Genomic DNA, 18,244 nt, shown 5'->3' with positions numbered 1-18,244 from the left:
ATGAAACCTCTTCTGACCCTTACGGCCCTCGCGATGGCCGCCGCGACCTCGGCGGCCGCTGACCCCGAGCCGCGCGTGGCCGTGACCCAGCACGCCGGTCATTTCAACGGCCAGACCGTGAACTACACCGCCACGGTCGCCGAGACCTTCCTGCACGACGCCAAGGGGATGCCGACTGCTTCGGTGGTGACCATCGCCTATGTCCGCGACGGGGTGGCGGACCCTTCGAAGCGTCCGGTGCTGTTCTGCTTCAATGGCGGGCCGGGCGCCTCGTCGTCGCCGACCCACACCCAGGCCCTGGGGCCGATGATCCGGGGCGACGCAACGCCCGACGACCGCTCGCCGGCCATCCACGAGAACCCCTACAGCCCGCTGGACGCCGTCGACATGGTGTTCATTGATCCGGTTGGCACCGGCTTCTCGCGGCCGCTGCCGGGTGTCGACCCCAAGCCCTACTACAGCGTCACCGGCGACGCGCTCGAGGTGAAGGGGATCATCGCCGACTGGCTGAAGGCGCATCACCGTGAGGCTTCGCCGCGCTATATGCTGGGCGAGAGCTACGGCACCACCCGGGCGGCCGCCATCGTCAAGAACGGCAAGGACCTGCCTTTCGACGGCGTTCTCCTGGTGGCTCTGGTGGCCAATGTCGGCGGCCGGGAGATGCCCTATGTCTCGGCCCTGCCGACCATGGCGGCGGGCGCCTGGTTCCACCAGAAGATCGACCGCAAAGGCCGCACCGTCGCACAGGTGTTCAACGAGGCGCTCGACTTCGCCCGCACCGACTATGTCACCGCGCTGATCAAGGGCGCCAGCCTGCCGGCGGCGGAGAAGCACCGGATCGCGGTCCGCATGTCCTCGCTAATCGGCCTGCCGGTCGAGCTGATCGAGAAGGACGACCTGCGGATCGAAAAGAACGAGTACATGTTCAACCTGCTGAAGGATAAATCTCTTCGCACGGGCTTGCTGGACGTGACCGTCACCGGCCCGCTCCTGGCGGACGCCACGGGCGGCATCGACGACCCGGCGCTGGGCGTGACGCCAAAGCGCCCCGCCGGCGCCCCGGCCGGCCCCCCGCCCTCGGCGGCTCAGATCGGCCCGGTGCCCAGCCCCACGGTCGGCGCCTATCTGACCGGCGACCTGAAGTTCCCCAGCACCGACACCTATTACGGCGTGAATTTCACCGTGAACTCGTTGTGGAACTACGAGAGCCGCTCTGACGACTTCGCGGCCCTGGCCGCGGCCATGCGGGCCAATCCGAAGCTGCGGCTGTTCTGGGCCGGCGGCTACTACGACCTGACGACGCCGGCCTATGCGGCGCGCTACACACTCGATCAGGAGGGGGTGCCCGCGAGCCAGCTCACCGCGAACTATTTCCCGGGGCCGCACGGCGTCTATGCGGGCGAGGCGAACCTCAAGCGTTTCGACGAAGCGGTGCGAGCCTTCGTGCTGAAGGCGCTGCCGGCGTCCTGAGCCCAGCGTCGCGCGCCGCCGCCGCGATGAAGGCGGCCGTCGCCAAACGACGATCCGTCCTAGCCAGGTGGGCTCGCCGGCAGGGCGGCCAGCAGGCGATCGATGTCGTTCATGTCGTTGAACACGGAGACCGAGGCCCGGAACCGGTGCTGGGAGACGGTGATCTTCACGTCGGCCTTGTTCAGCGCTTCCGGCAGCTTCTTGCGCGCGTCCTTGAGCGCGAAGGCGACCAGCGGCGTCCGCGCGCTAAGGGGCGTCATCGGCTCGTAGCCGCGGCGGCGAAGCTCTGTCTGCACGGCGTCGATCAGCGGCTGTCGGTAGGCCTGGATGGCCGGTACGGTCAGGGTGTCGATGAAGCCCAGCGAATAGTCGAGCTGCACGGCGCCGGTCCATGACGTGGTGCCCATGCCAAAGCGCCCCGTCGCCCCAGGGTCGTAGCCGTAGGTCGCGTCTTGCGGCGCCGGGTCGTCGTAGGGATAGACGTGGGTGATGAAGCGGCCGCCCACCTGATGATAACCCCACCACGGCCTGGGGAACTTGTCCTGGATCTCCCTGCGCACATAGAGGAAGCCCAGGCCGAAATCGCCCATCAGCCACTTGTAGGAAGACGACGCCGCGAAATCGACGCCGGCCGCGCGCAAGTCGATGGGCGTCGAGCCCGCTGCATGGACCATGTCCACATAGACCATGGCGCCGTGCGCGTGGGCGATGTCGCAGACCTTCTTCAGGTCGTGCTCGAAGCCGTTGGCGGTGGAGATCGCGCTGACCGCCACCAGCTTGGTCTTGCCGTTCACCGCCGCGGCCATCTGGCCGTAGTCGATGGCGCCGTCCTTGGTGAAGGGCAGGGTCACGACGTCCACGCCGGCCTTGGCCAGCTCGCCGTAGGTGTAGAAGGAGCCGAAGAAGTGAGCGGCGTCGGTGACGATCCGCCCGCCGGCTTGCGGATAGCCCATGGCCTTTAGGACCAGGTTCTCGCCCATGGTTGTCGATTGGATGAAGCAGAGCTCGCTGGGATCGGCGCCGACCAGCGCGGCGAAGCGGGCCATCACGGCCTGCTCCTTCTTGTCCATGTCGTAGCCGGGCGTCGTGCCGTCACGGGTCTTGTAGCGCAGATACTCTTCCAGCGCCGTCCGCGCGCCCAGCGGCATCGGGTGCGTCGAGCCGCTATCCAGATAGGCGAAGGGAATCTTGGCGAAGGCGGCCTTGGCGGGCAGGGCAGGCGTCGTCGTCGCGGCCTTGGCGGCGGCGGCCAGCACGGGCGCGGCGGCGGCGGCCGTAACCAGCGCGCGGCGAGTGAAGCTCATTGTTCCCGACCCCAGGCTTTCGCGCTTCCGCGCCCCGTGCCGATGCTACCGCTCCGCGCCCGGATTTTCCTTGCTTAGTTCCGGAGCGGCCTTCGGGGGCGTGGATCGAATAACCAACATTGGCGCTCGTTCGTGCATGACCTATGCGGGGATCAGCGGAATTGCCGCGCCCGGAGCGGAATGGCGGTGGTGCTCTTGGATTCCGCAAGCGTCACGATCGAGCGCACGTCGATCACGCCCGGCAGCTTCAGGATCACGTTGAAGATGAAGTCCTGATACCAGGTCACGTCGGGCGCCAGCACCTTCAGCATGGCGTCCATCTCCCCGAACACGGTCCAGCATTCCAGGATCTCCGGGATGTTGTTGATCGCCTTATGGAAGGCCGCGCGCTCGTCTTCGCTGAGCGTGGTCATCTTCACCTGGGCGAAGATCTGCATGTGGAAGCCGAGCTTCTGGGGATCGACGATAGCCACGACCGCCTTGATGTAGCCCTCCTCGCGCAGGCGCTGGATGCGCCGCCAGCAGGGCGATTGCGACAGGCCCACCCGCTCGGCCAGTTCGGCCGTCGACAGCGAGGCGTCGCGCTGCATCAGGTCGAGGATCTTGATGTCGATGGCGTCGAGCGCGGCTGGCATATCTTATGTCCACTCGTTCGGGTTGCTGCATAGCGCATGCGCCATCCGAGCCTGCCAAGCACCATAAAGGCAAGAAAAACCATGCTCGGCGGATAGGATTGACTGTGGGATCCCGGCGGTGGCCAGGGGCGGGACGGCTCGGTTCAGTTGGGGGCGACACCTTGAATTTTCCGCACGCGGCGGAGGGTCGCGGCCCGGGGCCTGACCCCGACGACAGCTATTCGCGCTGGGTTCGCACGGCGATGAAGGCGGCAGCCACAGCGCCGGACGCCGCAGTGCTGTTCGATTCCACCATCCGCGAGCCGACCGACCTCCTGGCCAGCGTCGTGCGCCGGGCGTTCGACGGGGGCGTCACCGACCGTTACGAGAGCGTCTTCGCCGAGGGCAACCCCTATGTGGTCGCCGCCGTGGCCGCGCGGCACGGCGTCTCGGCGGATCAGGTGATCGGCGCGACCGGCGCCACCAGCGCCATGGCCCTGGTGCTGAAGGCCCTGGTCTCGCCCGGCGACAATGTGCTGATCGAGCAGCCCTGCTTCGATCTGCTCACCAGCCAGGCGCGCGACGCCGGTGCGACCATCACTGCCCTGCCGCGCCGCGCACCGGACTACGCCGTGGTCGCCGCCGATATCGTGAAGCTGGTGAGGCCCAACACCCGGCTTGTGGTGCTGACCCAGCTGCACAATCCGTCGGGCTCTGAGCTGAGCCGGGCCACAATGGTCGAGCTGGCCGCTGTTTCCCGCCAGACCGGCGTGCCGATCCTGATCGATGAGGCCTATGCCGATTTCATCGACGACGGCGTCTGCGCCGCGCGCCTGGGACCTGAGTTCATCAGCGTCGGCAGCTTGACCAAGGTGCAGGGGCTGTTCGCGCTGAAGTGCGGCTGGGCGGTGGCGGCTCCGGAGATCATCGCGCGCGTGCAGGCGGCGACGCCGCAGGGCGACTACGGCGTCTCCAAGCTGACCCACGCGGTCGCCGCCCTGGTGCTGGAGGATCGCGCGCCCTTCGAAGCCCATTGGCGCGCGGTGCTGGCCGAAGCGCGCCCGGTGGTCGAGGGCCACGTGGAGGCCATGGCCGCGGACGGCCTGATCGAAGGCGTCCTGCCCAAGGCGGGCTGCATGTATTTCCCCAGGGTGGTCGGTGTCGAGGACACCCGGGCGCTGGCCAAATGGCTGTGGTCCGAGCACGAGGTGCTGGTCGCCGCGGGTGAGTTCTTCGGCCAGGGCGGCCATGTCCGGATCGGCTTCGGCGGCGGCCGCGCCAAGACGCTGGACGCGGGCCTGTCGCGCCTGCATGCGGCGCTCAAGGCCTATCGGGCGCGACGCTGAGGGGCCGCCCCTGATGCTGCGCTGCAACCGCTGTCCGACACTACGATTCCAGCCGCTTCGAGAAGGCTCACGCATTGGCAATGCAGGATCGGGCGCCACGGTGCATAGGCCATGTTTGACAGTCCGGTGACGCTTTGAAGAACGAAAAGAAAAACCGGCGTATCGCGAATAGCTTTGATGAGGGTGCGGCGACCTTGCGCGCAGAGCGTCTTTAGAGGCGCGGCGGGGCGCTGAAGACAGAATTTTGGGGGATAAGATGAACATGGGTTCGGCTCGGCGGCGTTTGTTCGCTTCCACGATGATCGGCGGCCTGGCGCTGACCGCGGCCTTCGCCGCGCAGCCGGCGGCGGCGCAGACCTCTTCCGCAGCGGTGGCCAAGCCGGCCAACGATGTCGAGGAGGTGGTGGTCACCGGTTCGCGCATCCACCAGGCGGCGACGGACACGCCCGCGCCTGTGGAAACGGTCACCCAGCAGGACATGACCGACCGCGGCTTCTTCACCGCCGGCCAGGCGTTGAACGACCTGACCTCGATGGTTCCGGCCCAGCCCCTTTCCACCGGCCCGGGCGTTGCGTCCGGCACGGGGCAGACCTTCCCCAACCTGTTCAACCTGGGTGCGGGCCGAACCCTGACCCTGGTGGACGGACGCCGCTATGTGAGTTCGGCCACGCCGGTCACTGGCGGCGGCTCCGGCGCCGGTTCGGGTGTCGACACCAACCTGGTGCCCGTCGGGCTGATCGATCACGTGGACGTCGTGCAGGCGGGCGGCGCCGCCGTCTATGGCTCCGACGCCATCGCCGGCGTGGTCAACTATGTGCTCAAGCAGAACTTCCAAGGCGTGGAGATGGACGCCCAGTCGTCGATCACCTCGCGCAACGACTATCCTGAGAACAGCATCCGGGTCACCGCCGGCCATAACTTCTTCGACGGCAAGGGCAACGTCGCCCTCGATGTCGAATGGTCGAAGTCCGATCCGCTCAGTAACGACTCCCGTCCGACCTCGGACCTGTCGCGGAGCACCAGCGGCACCACGCAGATCCTCAACTCGCGGTTCTACGAGTTCAGCACCAACGGGGTGATCTTCAGCATTCCTGCGCCGACCCCAGCCTGCGGCGGCGCCAACTGCTTCCTGCGCCTGAACGGCGTGCCGCAGCAGTTCTCGGCGGATGGCTCATCGCTGATCGCCTACAATCCGGGCGTCAATCCGACGACGGGCGGGACGGCGCTGATCCCGCCCTTCGCCACCGGCGGCGATGGTTTCCCGCTGAAGGACCTGTCGGGCCTCGTCTCTGGCGTGGAGCGCTGGAGCGCCAACCTCCTCACCCACTATGACGTCACCGACCACATGAAGCTGTCGGGTTCGTTGCTGTTCGGCTCCACCCGCGGCGACGATCCGCAAGGCAGCCAGGGCTTCAGCCAGACGATCCTGAACACTCCGGCCTCCGGCGCCGGCTACCTCACCTTCACCAAGGCCAATCCGTTCCTGAACGCCGCGGAGATCGCGAGCCTGACGGCCGCCTCGCCGAGCTTCGGCGCGGGCGCCCCGCTGTTCCTGTCGAAGGATTTCGTGGACCTTCTGCCGAGCCAGGACTTCATCACCACCACCGACAGCTACCGCTTCCTGGTGGCGCTGGATGGCGACTTCAACCGCTTCAATCGAGACTTCTACTACAGCCTCTCGTACACCTATGGGCAGGTCAACTCGAAGCAACAGGGTTGGGCGGTCAACAACGCCAACTTCAAGAACGCGATCAACGCCACGACCAACGCGGCGGGTCAGATCGTCTGTGCGATCAATAAGGTGAGCCTGGTCGATCCATCCTGCGCCCCGATCAATCCGTTTGGATCCAACACCGCCAGCTCCGGGGCCGGGACCTATGTGTCCGTGCCTGTCGGCTACTCCTATGAGAACCAGCAGGACGACTTCCTGGCGTCGCTGGGCGGCGACATCTTCGACGTTCCGGCGGGCAAGCTGAAGTTCAGCGTCGCCTACGAGCATCGGGTGGAGTCCCAGGACTTCAATCCGGCGGCGGCGAACCTGCTCGGCCTCACCGGCTCGGGCGTGCCGACCCCGGCGACGTCCGGTCGCTACTACACAAACGAATATTCCGGCGAACTCCTGCTCCCCGTCCTTGGCGAAGGCTTTAACCTGCCGGGCTTCAAGACCGTCGAACTCTCGGCGCAATACCGCTTCGTGGACAACTCCATCGCCGGCACCGAGGACGTCTGGGGGCTGGGCCTGCGCTGGGAGGTCGTCCCGGGCTTCTCCCTGCGCGCCTCGCGCAGCCGCAACTTCCGCGCACCGACGCTCTATCAGCTGTTTGCGCCGACCTCGACGGCGCTGGCGGGCGGCGTCCAGGATCCTTGCGACTCCCGCTTCGTCAACGCCGGCACAAATCCGGCGGTGCGCGCGCAGAACTGCCTGGCGCTGTTCACGGCCAATCCGCTGTTCGGCACGGGCAGCGCCGGCACGGCCCCGGTCGGCGCCAGCGCCGCGGCCCGCCTCGCCGGCTTCCAGGACACGGCGGTCAACTTCTCGACCGCGCTGGTGACCTCGGGCGGCAACCAGACACTGCAGAACGAAGTCTCGGACACCACCACCTATGGCTTCGTCTTCCAGCCGAAGTGGGTGCCCGGCCGGCTGACCGTGGTGGCCGACTACATCAGCGTCGACCTGCAGAACGGCCTGACGAGCTTCACGCCGACCAACTTCAGCCAGGCCTGTTTCGACGCGCCCGGCGCCAATGGCGCAACCTGCGGCTTCTTCACCCGGGACTCCGTCGGCAACATCGCCACGGCGGTCAGCACGACTTACAACGCCGCATCGCTCCGGTATAAGGGCGAGACGATCGATGCGACCTACAGCTTCCCCGTGGAATGGATCGTCAGCGCCGACAAACTGGGCAACATCGAGCTCGCGCTGGAGGCGACCCACAACGAGACCCTGAAGCAGACCGTCCAGGGCGTGGTCACCGAACTCGTCGACACCGTGGGCACCACCGGCCTGCCGGAACCCCGCTGGCAGGTGCGCGGCGACGTCCGTTACATCCGCGGGCCCCTGCGGGTGACCTACGAGGCCTTCTACCTGCCCTCGGCCCTGGCCGTGCCCGGTGCGAACACCGCCAACAACGCCCAACCGTTCATCGATAGCAATCTGCGTCAGGACATCTCGGCCAGCTACGACTTCGGCCGCATCCAGGTGCGGGCCGGCGTCCACAACTTCACCGACGAGATGCCGTCCTATCCGACGCTGAGCTACGGCGACATCATCGGCCGGCAGTACTTCGTCGGCCTGAAGGCGCGTTACTAAGAGTCTATCGTTCGCCCGGCCTGACCCCGGGCGAACGGAAGGGGCGGCGGTCTCACCCCAAGCAGACCGCCGCCTTCACTTTATCTGCGGGAGCGGGCGATGCCGGCGTCGGTGGGCGGCCTGATGGTGTTCGATGCGGCGGCGGTGCGGGCCGCGCTGTCGCCCGAGGTGGCCCGCGGGATTGTCCGTGAGGCGATGATCGCGCTCTCCGATGGCCGGGTCCGGCAGGAGCTTCGCAGCTTCATCGGCCTGGGCGAGGGCCGCACGTTCGCGATCATGCCGGCGGCCCTGGGCGAGCGCGCGGCCTTCGGCGCCAAGCTGGTCAGCGTCTTCGCCGACGGCCAAGGCCATAAGTCGCATGAAGGCGTGGTGATCCTGTTCGACGGCGAGAGCGGCGCGCCGGTCTGCATGGTCGACGCCGGTGAGGTCACCGCCATCCGCACGCCGGCGGCCAGCGCGGCCGCCACAGACGGCCTCGCCCGCAACGACGCCGACAGCCTTGCAGTGCTGGGCGTGGGCCGCCAGGCGCTAGGCCACATCGTGGCCATCGCGCAGGTGCGCGAGCTGACGAGCGTGGCTGTCTGGGGCCGCGATCCGGCGCGCACGGCGGCCTTCGCCCAGGAGGCGGCTTTGGAGACCGGTCTCAACGTGCGCGCGGCCGAAGGCGCCGAAGCGGCCGTCGCCGGGGCCGCCATCGTCTGCACGGTCACCGCCGCCGCCGATCCGATCCTCAGCGGCGCCTGGATCTCGCCCGGGACGCACGTCAACCTGGTGGGCGCCAGCGGGCCGGCGCAGGCCGAGGCGGATGCCGACCTGGTGGCCCGCGCTCGCTTCATCGTCGATCATCGCCCGCACGTCCTGGCCCACGGCGGCGAATTCCTCCGGGCCAAGGCGGCTGGCGTCGTCGGCGACGGCCACATCGCCGCCGAGATCGGCGAGGTGTTCGCAGGGATCGCGCCCGGCCGCACATCGGCCGAACAGATCACCGTCTACAAGTCCCTTGGCCACGCCGTGCAGGACCTCGCGGTCGCCGCGTGGCTCTACGCACAGACCATGAAGGACACCGACGTCCAATGACCGGCCGCCTAGCCGCCCTCACCCTTGCCATCGCCCTTGTCCTGGGCTTCCAGGCGCCAGCCGCGCGCGCGGCCGAGGCGGCGGCGAACCTATGGCGGCAGATGTTTCGCCAGGACCTGGCTTTCGCCCGCGAGACGATCCGCACGCGCTACATCTATGCCCGCACGCCGGGCGGCCCGGCCTGGGACCGGCTGCTGGCGCAGGCCGACGCGCAGGCGCATGCCGACGCCGAAAAGGTCAACGACTTCGCCGGCTACCGTGCGGCCTTGGTGCGCTACGCCGACGCCTTCGCCGATGCTCACCTGCGCGCGCGCCTGGACCTGCAACCCGCCCGCGTGGCGTGGCCGAAGTTCCTCGTGCGCTACCAGAGCGGCCGCTACGTCATCGTGGAGTCGGCCACACCGCAGGTCGCCGTCGGCGCCGCAGTCAGCGCCTGCGACGGCCGTCCGATCGACACCTGGATCGGCGACCTGGCGCCGCCGCTCGGCAAGGCGGCCGGCGGCGAGGACGGCAACCAGTATCTTGAGGCGACCCGGGATTCCGTGGGCCGCCAGATGTTCGTCGATATCAAGAACCCGTTCTATCGCCGGCCGCAGCATTGCCGGATCGCAGAAGCAGACGTCGATCTCGCCTGGACGCCCATCGCGGCGGATCAGTTCGCCAAGCTGAACGCGCCGCACGACCTGTTGCGCGATCCGGTGACCGCGATCACCGGCTTCGGCAGGAACAGCGCTCGCGTGCGGATGGCGACCTTCGCGCCGTCGAACCTCGATGAGGCCCGGCAGTTCCACGCGATCATCGATGCGGCGCCTGGCCTGCGCGACAAGGACATCGTCGTCTTCGACGTGCGCGGCAACGGCGGTGGCAGCTACAACTGGTTCACGGCCTTCCTGGAGGCCTTCTACGGCGAGGACTACGCCGACCACTACGCCACGGCCCGACTGAAGATCCGCCCGGTATTCATCGACATGCCGCGCGGCCTGCCCGCGGCCGGGGCCGCGAAGCCCTCGGCGTCGCCGCCGAGCGATCCGTTCAACACCCCGCCCGACAAGCCGATGAACGCCCTGATCATCGGGCTGGAACGCCGGCCCGCCGCGGGCGGAACGACGGTCTATGCCGGCAAGCTCGGCTCGCTGCCGGCCGCAGCGCTTCGCCCCGCGCCGCCGAGCCCGGTCCACGCGCAGGTCTTCGTGCTCACCGACTACGGCTGCTTGAGCGCCTGCATCTCCTTCGTTGATGAGCTGCGGCGCATCCCGGGCGTGCAGCAAGTTGGTCGCGAGACCGGCGTCGACAGCCGCAGCGGCACGCCGCTCAACTATCCGCTCCCATCAGGCAACGGCGAGCTGACGGTCCCCAGTCTGGTCCGCGAGGACCGCGAACGGGGCGACAACATCCCCTGGCGGCCCGACGTCCGCTACGACGGAGACATCGCCGACACCGCCGCGGTCCTGGCCTGGATCCGGACCCTGCCGGCGCGGCCCGATCGGAAGGCGCCATGATGCAGCCGCCTGGACTAGGGTCTCCGGAACGATGGACGGAGGACGCGACATGAAGGTGATCGACCGGGACGAGGTGGCGGCGCGGTTGACCTATGAGGTCTGCATCCCGCTGGTGCGCCGCGCGATGATCGCGCTCTCCCGGGGCGAGACCCGCCAGCTGTTGCGGCAGATCATCCAGCTGGGCGGCGGGCGGATGTTCGGGACCATGCCAGGCGCGCTCGGGGAGCGGGCGATGTTCGGCTGCAAGCTGATCAGCGTCTTCCCTGACAACTTCGCCAAGGGGGTGCAATCGCACCAGGGCGTGGTCGTGCTGTTCGACGGCGAGAGCGGCGCGCCGATCTGCGTCGTCCACGCCGGCGAGGTGACCGCCATCCGCACCGCCGCCGCTAGCGCCGTGGCCACGGACGCGCTGGCCCGGCCGGACGCCACGCGGCTGGCGATCCTGGGCTACGGCGAGCAGGCGCTCACCCACGCGCGGGCCTTGTCCAAGGTGCGGCCGCTCAGCGACATCACGGTCTGGGGCCGTACGTTCGAGAAAGCTCGCGCGTTCGCCGACCAACTGACCGCCGAGCTGGACCTGCCGGTCGCCGCCTTCCAGGACGTGCGCGACGCGGTCGCCGAGGCCGACATCATCTGCACAGTCAGCAGCGCCAAGGAACCGATCCTAAGAGGAGCGTGGGTCAAGCCGGGTACGCACCTGAACCTGGTCGGCTCCAGCTTCGCCGGCCCGACCGAGGTCGACCATGATCTGGTGGTGCGTTCGCGTTTCATCGCCGACTATCGCGAGGGCGTCCTGGCGCAAGGGGCGGAGTTCCTCAAGGCCAAGGAAGCCGGCCTGATCGGCGACGATCACGTGGTGGGCGAGATCGGCCAGGTGCTGGACGGCGTCCTGCCTGGCCGCCAGTCCGCCGACCAGATCACCGTCTACAAATCCCTGGGCCACGTCGTGCAGGACCTCGCCGCCGCCCAGGCCCTCTATGAAGCGAGCCCCGGATGACACCGAAGCCCCTGATCCGCACCCTCCTGGCGATCGCCGCCGCGGCGGCGCTGGCGGCCTTTGCGCCGGCGCCGGGCGCCTTCGAGGTGCTGATCGCCCCTCAGCATATGGATCAGGCGAAGGGACGTGGCGCGGTCGACATCACCCTGCGTATCCCCGCCGCCGATGCGCCGGCCGGGGCGGCGGTGCTGAACCTGGGCATCGTCATCGCCAACACCGACACGGTGGCCAACACGCTTACGGGCCTGAGCGCCAGCGACGACGCCGGGCCGCTGCCGCTCAGCGTCAAGGATGACCCGCCGGCCATCGAATACGAGCGGCACTGGATCGCCGGGCGCGACGTCAAAGGGACGCTCACCGTTCACTATCGCGCCCCGGTGGACGACACCCCGCCGGCCCGCGGCTCGGGCCCGCCCTACAGCCTGCGCACCGAGGGCGGCGGCGTCTCCGCGGTCGGCAACACCTTCATCCTGCTGCCGGAGGGATCCCGCGCGCGGCCCATCGCGCTGCGCTGGGACCTGAAGGCCCTGGGGGCCAACGCCAAGGCCACGTCCAGTTTCGGCGAGGGCGATGTCGACCTGCCGAGCGGCCCGGCCGCGCGGCTGCACCGCGCCCTCTATATGGCCGGGCCGATGCACCGCGAGCCGGCGCAGGTGAAGGCCACCGGCTTTTCCGCCGCCTGGCTGGGCGAGCCCCCGTTCGATCCGCGGCCGCTGATGGTCTGGGCCGGCAAACTGCACAGCTGGATGAGCGGCTTCTTCAAGGACCCCGCCGAGCCGCCCTACCGGGTGATCCTGCGCTACAATCCGATCAACGCCGGCGGCGGCGCGGCGCTGACCAACTCCTTCCTGCTGACCTGGGGCGAGACCGCGAAGGACCCGGAGAAACTCAAGGGCACGCTCGCCCACGAGATGATCCACACCTGGACCGCCACCGGGCTCGGCGGCCAGTGGTACGCCGAAGGGATCGCCGTGCACTACCAGGCGCTCTTGCCGCTCCGCGCCGGGATGATCACGCCCGCGGATTTCCTGGACGACCTCAACGCCACCGCGCGGCGCTACTACACCAACGCTCTGAACGACACGCCGGACCGCGAGGTCGGCCCCCGCTTCTGGGAGGACACCCGCATCCGAACCCTGCCGTATGACCGCGGCGCGATGTACTTCGCGGTGCTGGACGGCAAGATCCGCCGCGCCTCGGGCGGCAAGCACAGCCTGGACGACCTGATCAATGAGATGGTCCGCCGCCGACGCGTGGGCGAGCCGATGAACGAGACCGCCTGGCAGGAGCTGATCGGCAAGGAGCTGGGCGACGATGGGCGCAAGCTCCACGCCGACATGCTGGCCGGTAAGCTGATGTTGCCGGAAAGCGGCGACTTCGGTCCCTGTTTTGCGCGGACCACGGCCAAGTTCCGCCGCTTCGACCTGGGCTTCGAGGCCAAGTCCCTGGTGGGTGACGTGAAGACCATCCGCGACCTCAAGCCCGACTCGGAAGCCGCCAAAGCCGGTCTGCTGAACGGCGATGTGGTGACCTATTCGGTGGCGATGGACAGTGTGCAGGGCGATCCCAAGCGCATGCTGACGCTCAAGGTCACGCGAGGCGGCAAGACCTTCCCGATCACCTACCTGCCGCGCGGCGAGACGGTGGACGCCTACCAATGGGCGCGGGTCGCCGGCGCGCCGGACGCGAAGTGCGCCTACTGAGCGAACTTGGTGCAACATAGGCTATGCGGTCTTGGAACGGCGGCTGCATTGAACGTGCCGGCTTTCAAGGGTCTTTGCGCGAGTTCGAATAGAAATACCGGACCTGACAGCTAGGATGTTCCAATCGGGCAGGGGGTGGATGTCATGAGGATCAGCCGCAGCGTCATGGCCGCCGCCGGACTGGCGCTGGCGCTGGCCGGCGCGGCCCGCGCCGAGACCCAGAGCTTTGTCGCCATGGCCGGCGGCGAGAAGGTGGGCCACCTCACCGCCGAGGTCACCAGCCGCCACGTCGCCATCGACTATGCGGTGGTCAACAACGGCCGCGGCCCCAAGGCGCGCGAGCAAATCGACCTGGACGCGGCGGGCTTCCCCACCACCTGGACAGTCGAGGGCGAAAGTCTGTTCGGCGCCCCGGTGCACGAGCACTTCACTTGGAGGTCCGGAACAGCCGAGTGGGCGAGCCAGGCGGACAAGGGCCAGGTCCCTGCCGCGAAGCCCGTGCTCTACATCGGCAACGACGTCAGTCCCTGGATGCTGGGCGTCTATGTGAAGGCGCTACTGAAGGCGCCTGGCCACACCCTGCCGGTCCTGCCCTCGGGCGCGCTGCGGCTGCAGGAGATGCGCAAGATCACGCTGGGCGAAGGCAAGGCCGCCCAGGCGCTCACCATCTACGAGCTCTCCGGCATCGACCTGTCGCCCGAGTATGTGCTGATCGACGCCAAGGGCCAGCTGTTCGCCGCCGGCGGCGTGATCCGCACGGGCTACGAGGGTGAGCTCCCCAAGCTCGCCGAGGTGAACCGCGAGATCGCGCAGGGCCGCGCCGAGGACGCCCAGAAGCAACTGGCCCACCGCTTCGTCGGGCCCGTGCGCATCCGCAATGTGCGGATCTTCGACCCCGTGGCGCTGAAGCTCACCGGGCCCTCGCAGGTGGTGATCTACGGCGACCGCATCGCCACGGTCACGCCCGAGGACGGCAAGCCCGCCATGAAGGGCGAGACGGTGATCGACGGGCAGGGCGGGACGCTGGTTCCCGGCCTGCACGACATGCATTCCCATACCAGCCTGGCGTCGAACCTGTTCAACCTGGCGGCCGGCGTCACCGCCACCCGCGACATGGGCAACGACAACCAGGCGCTGCTGGCGATGATGGACGGGCTGAACGCGGGCCGCCTGGCCGGGCCGCGCATCGTGCGCAACGGTTTTCTCGAGGGCCGCAGCCCCTATTCCGCGCGCAACGGCTTCATCGCCGACACCCTGCCTCAGGCGATCGATGACGTGCACTGGTACGCCGACCACGGCTACTGGCAGATCAAGATCTACAACTCCTTCCCGCCCGACTGGGTGGCCCCGGTGGCGGCGGAGGCGCACCGGCTGGGCATGGGCGTCACCGGCCACGTGCCGGCCTTCTCCTCGCCCGACCGGGTGATCCGCGACGGCTACAACGACATCGCCCACATCAATCAGCTCATGCTGGGATGGATTCTCGATCCCACCGAAGACACCCGCACGCCGCTGCGGCTCACCGGCATGGCGCGGGCCAAGGACCTGGATCTGAACTCTCCGCGCGTGCGCGCCACCATCGAGCTGATGAAGAGCCATCACATCGCGCTCGACACCACGACCATGACCTTGGAGCGGCTGATGCTCTCGCGTTCGGGGGAGGTGCAGGCCGGTGATCAGCCCTACCTCGACCATGTGCCGATCGGCTACCAGCGCTACCGAAAGCGCAGTTTCGTGACGATCAAGACGCCGGCCGACGACGCGGCCTACCAGGAGAGCTTCAAGAAGATCCTCGCGGTCATGACACTGCTCGACGACGAGCATATCCAGATGCTGCCCGGCACGGATGACACCACCGGCTTTTCCCTATTGCGCGAGTTGGAGCTCTACAACACGGCGGGTTTCTCGCCGGCCCGGGTGCTGCAGATGGATACACTGAACTGCGAGCGGTACTTCGGCCGCGACAGCCAGGCGGGAAGCATCGAACGCGGCAAGCTGGCCGATTTCATCCTCGTGGATGGAGACCCCACCCAGGACATCCGCAAGATCCGCAATACGCGCATGACCATGGTCGGCGGCGTCGCCTACTACCCGTCGGAAATCTACCAGTTCCTGTCGATCCGGCCGTTCAGCGCCCCGCCGCCGGTGACGGCGCCCACGCCATGATCGGCCGCCTGATCCTGGCCCTCGCCGCCGTCCTGGCCCTGGCCGGGCCCGCCGCGGCGCAAGCTCCGCCGCCGCATCTGACCCTGACCCTGAGCCCGCACGCCGCCGGCGGCGCGGACAGCTATCTCGGCGTGCGGATGGTGCTGGAGCATCCTGACTTCAAGGCGGGTGAGGGGCTCGTCCACCTGCCGCTGACCCTCGTGGGCATACCGACCGCGCGCTATGACGGCGATGCACTCACCGCCCGCGACGAGGCCGGCCCGATCCCGCTCAGCCAGTCCGAAGAGCCGCCGACGCCACAGGGTGTCTACCACCGCTGGAGCGTGGCCCGCGCCACCGTGGGCGACGTGACGGTGAGCTTCCATGCGCCGCCCCGCCGGGTGACCGCCGCCACCAACAACGGCCCGCTGTTCGACCTGCGCGAAGAGGCGGGCGCGTTCCTCGGCGCGGGCGTGGGCTTCATGGCGACGCCGGTGCGGCCCGGACCCTGGCGGGTGCATCTGACTTGGGACCTGGCCGCGTCCGCGCCGGGTTCGATCGGCGTGTGGTCGCTGGGCGACGGCGCGGTCGACACCGTGGGGCCCTCCGACCTGCTGGCGTTCAGCTACTATGGCTCAGGTCCGCTGAAACGCTATCCAGCCGCGACCGGCGGCCACGTCAGCTTTTACTGGGCTTCCGAGCCGCCGTTCGATCCGGCCGATCTCGGCCGGCGGGTGCGCGCCCTCTACGACTACATGGCGGCTTTCTTCGACGACAAGGGCTCCAGCTACCGGGTCTTCGCGCGCAGCAATCCCTACCTCGGGACCGGCGGCACCTCGCTGGCCCACTCCTTCATGTTTGGCTACAACGCCCCGTCGAAGCCGACCGCCGACAGCCTGCAGCTGCTGGTGGCCCATGAGATGGCCCACACCTGGCCGGCCATGCAGGGCGAGCACGGCGACACCGCCTGGTACAGCGAGGGCACGGCGGAATACTACTCCTTGGCGCTCTCCTGGCGGGCCCGCGCGATCCCGCTGGACAAGGTCATCAAGACCCTGAACGAGCGGGCCGACGCCTACTATTCCAACCCCTATCGGGCCCTCACCAATCTGCAGGCCGCCGAGAGGTTCTGGAACGATCCGGTCGCCCAGACCGTGCCCTATGGCCGCGGCTGGCTGTACCTCATCCAGACGGACGCCGAGATCCGTCAGGCCTCCAAGGGCGCGCGAAGCCTCGACGACGTGGTCAAGGAACTCCGCCGACGCCAGGTGGCCGGCAAGCCCTACGGGATCCCGCAATGGCTGGAGCTGGTCGGCCAGGAACTGGGTCCGGCGAAGGCCAAGGCTGGCTATGATCACATGGTGTCGGGCGGCCTGTTGGTCCCGCCGGACGCGGCTTTCGCCCCGTGCCTCGCGGTGGAGAGACATCCGACACGGCTGTTCGAACTGGGCTTCGCGCGGCGCTCGCTGAACGACGACCGGGTCGTGCGGGACCTGGTCCCAGGCTCGGCGGCCGACAAGGCTGGCGTCCGCAACGGCGACGTCATCGTCGAGGTCAGCGACGTCAACAAGGTGCGCGCCGACGAGACCCTGCCGCTGGTGCTGACCTTGCGCCGGGACGGGACCCGGCAGACGGTGAGTTTCACGCCCAGGGGCGCGTCCGTCGAGGGCTACCGCTGGGTCCGCAATGCAGCAGCGCCCGCCAGCGTCTGCCGCTTCTGAGCCGGGGGGCCTTGTGACCGAACAGCTTCGCCGCGGCGTGCGCCTGCTCGACCTGGTGATGCTGGGCGCGGGCACGGCGATCGGCGCGGCCATCTTCACGGTGTTGGGCCCGGCGGCCAAGGTCGGCGGTTCAGGCATCCTGATCACCACCCTCCTGGCGGCCCTGCCCATGGTGCTGTTCGCCCTGGTCTATGCCTGGCTGGCGTCCACGGCGCCGATGACCGCGGCCTCCTACGAGTGGCAGCGGCGCTTCACCCATCCGGCGCTGGCCTTCGCCATCGTCTGGATGCGGGTGCTGGCCAACGCCGTGGTGATGATCGTCTACGGCCTGACGCTGACCAACTACCTGTCGAAGGTCATCGACCTGCCGGCCAAACCGGTGATGCTGGCGTTCTTCACCGCGCTCTTCGTGCTCAACTACGTGGGCGTCGCGGTCGCGGCGCGGGCGCAGACGGTGCTGATGCTCTTGCTGTTGGCGGTGCTGGCGATCTTCGTGGGCTCCGCCGGGCCGCATCTGCAGCCGCAGCTCTTCGTCGAGGCGTTCGGCGGCGGCTGGCTGCCGATCGTGGCGGCCTTGCCGTTGATGATCCAGCTGTTCCTCGGCATCGAGACCGCCACCGAGGTCGGCGAGGAAGTGGAGGACGCCCAGCGGGTCATTCCGCTCGGCGTGGCCGGGGCCCTGGCGCTAACCGTCGTGGTCTATCTGTCGGTGGCCTTCGCGGCGCTCAGCCTGATCGGGCCGGCGGCGCTCGGCGCCAGCAAGGCGCCGCTGCTGGACGCCGCCAAGGCCGCCATGGGTCCGTGGGCGACGCCGCTGATCGTGGCCGCCGCGACGCTGGCGCTCTCGAAATCGATGAACGCCACCTTCCTGGTGTTTTCGCGGTTCCTGTTCGCCATGGGCCGGGCAGGCTCCCTCCCGGCGGTGCTGGGCCGCATCCATCCCCGCTTCGGCACGCCGCACATCGCCACCATCGCAGCCTTCGCCTGTTCGTGCGTGGCGCTGCTGCTGCCCTCGAGTCTGCTCTTCCTGCTGCTGGCGGTCAGCGTGCCGACCATGC

The 18,244-nt window shown here is 68.5% G+C and carries 12 protein-coding genes; 10 read left to right on the top strand and 2 right to left on the bottom strand.

The genetic code is table 11. The features are described 5' to 3' along the window. Positions 1 to 1,470: a hypothetical protein gene (locus tag E8A12_RS22520; protein ID WP_293373119.1), complete on the top strand. Its 1,470-nt coding sequence runs from the start codon at positions 1 to 3 to the stop codon at positions 1,468 to 1,470. A 59-nt stretch (positions 1,471 to 1,529) separates the two neighbouring features. Here the strand turns inward: E8A12_RS22520 and E8A12_RS22515 are convergent, their stop codons facing one another. Further along, the gene (locus E8A12_RS22515) at positions 1,530 to 2,774 is read right to left on the bottom strand and encodes an aminotransferase class V-fold PLP-dependent enzyme (protein WP_293373117.1); all 1,245 of its coding nucleotides are present in this window, start codon (positions 2,772 to 2,774) and stop codon (positions 1,530 to 1,532) included. Positions 2,775 to 2,926: 152 nt separating this feature from the next. Beyond that, positions 2,927 to 3,409 (bottom strand): Lrp/AsnC family transcriptional regulator, encoded by a 483-nt coding sequence (locus E8A12_RS22510; protein ID WP_293373115.1) that lies wholly within the window; start codon positions 3,407 to 3,409, stop codon positions 2,927 to 2,929. A 161-nt stretch (positions 3,410 to 3,570) separates the two neighbouring features. Between E8A12_RS22510 and E8A12_RS22505 the strand changes: the two genes are divergently transcribed. The 9 genes from E8A12_RS22505 to E8A12_RS22465 all read left to right on the top strand — a co-directional run. Then, positions 3,571 to 4,734 (top strand): pyridoxal phosphate-dependent aminotransferase, encoded by a 1,164-nt coding sequence (locus E8A12_RS22505; RefSeq protein ID WP_293373113.1) that lies wholly within the window; start codon positions 3,571 to 3,573, stop codon positions 4,732 to 4,734. A gap of 256 nt (positions 4,735 to 4,990) precedes the next feature. Beyond that, positions 4,991 to 8,044, top strand: a complete 3,054-nt coding sequence (locus E8A12_RS22500) for a TonB-dependent receptor (RefSeq protein ID WP_293373111.1) — start codon at positions 4,991 to 4,993, stop codon at positions 8,042 to 8,044. A gap of 99 nt (positions 8,045 to 8,143) precedes the next feature. Next, positions 8,144 to 9,121, top strand: a complete 978-nt coding sequence (locus E8A12_RS22495; protein WP_293373109.1) for an ornithine cyclodeaminase family protein — start codon at positions 8,144 to 8,146, stop codon at positions 9,119 to 9,121. After that, complete coding sequence (locus E8A12_RS22490) at positions 9,118 to 10,620, top strand: S41 family peptidase (RefSeq protein ID WP_293373107.1); 1,503 nt, start codon at positions 9,118 to 9,120, stop codon at positions 10,618 to 10,620. Before E8A12_RS22495 ends, E8A12_RS22490 begins: the two co-directional genes overlap by 4 nt. Before the next feature lie 49 nt (positions 10,621 to 10,669). Further along, a complete protein-coding gene (locus tag E8A12_RS22485) occupies positions 10,670 to 11,617 on the top strand; it encodes an ornithine cyclodeaminase family protein (protein ID WP_293373105.1) in 948 nt (315 codons plus the stop codon). After that, positions 11,614 to 13,320: a hypothetical protein gene (locus E8A12_RS22480; RefSeq protein WP_293373103.1), complete on the top strand. Its 1,707-nt coding sequence runs from the start codon at positions 11,614 to 11,616 to the stop codon at positions 13,318 to 13,320. The genes E8A12_RS22485 and E8A12_RS22480 overlap by 4 nt, the downstream gene beginning before the upstream one ends. Before the next feature lie 144 nt (positions 13,321 to 13,464). Further along, complete coding sequence (locus E8A12_RS22475) at positions 13,465 to 15,486, top strand: amidohydrolase family protein (RefSeq protein WP_293373101.1); 2,022 nt, start codon at positions 13,465 to 13,467, stop codon at positions 15,484 to 15,486. Next, positions 15,483 to 17,186 (top strand): PDZ domain-containing protein, encoded by a 1,704-nt coding sequence (locus tag E8A12_RS22470; RefSeq protein ID WP_293373099.1) that lies wholly within the window; start codon positions 15,483 to 15,485, stop codon positions 17,184 to 17,186. The genes E8A12_RS22475 and E8A12_RS22470 overlap by 4 nt, the downstream gene beginning before the upstream one ends. Before the next feature lie 13 nt (positions 17,187 to 17,199). Continuing rightward, on the top strand, positions 17,200 to 18,244 hold a 1,045-nt coding region (locus E8A12_RS22465), incomplete at its 3' end, for an amino acid permease (RefSeq protein ID WP_293373097.1).

Source organism: Phenylobacterium sp. (assembly GCF_004799395.1).
In the GTDB taxonomy this organism is placed as follows: domain Bacteria; phylum Pseudomonadota; class Alphaproteobacteria; order Caulobacterales; family Caulobacteraceae; genus Phenylobacterium.
Note: the sequence above shows the minus strand (reverse complement) of the source record. Positions and strands in the feature narration are given on the sequence as shown.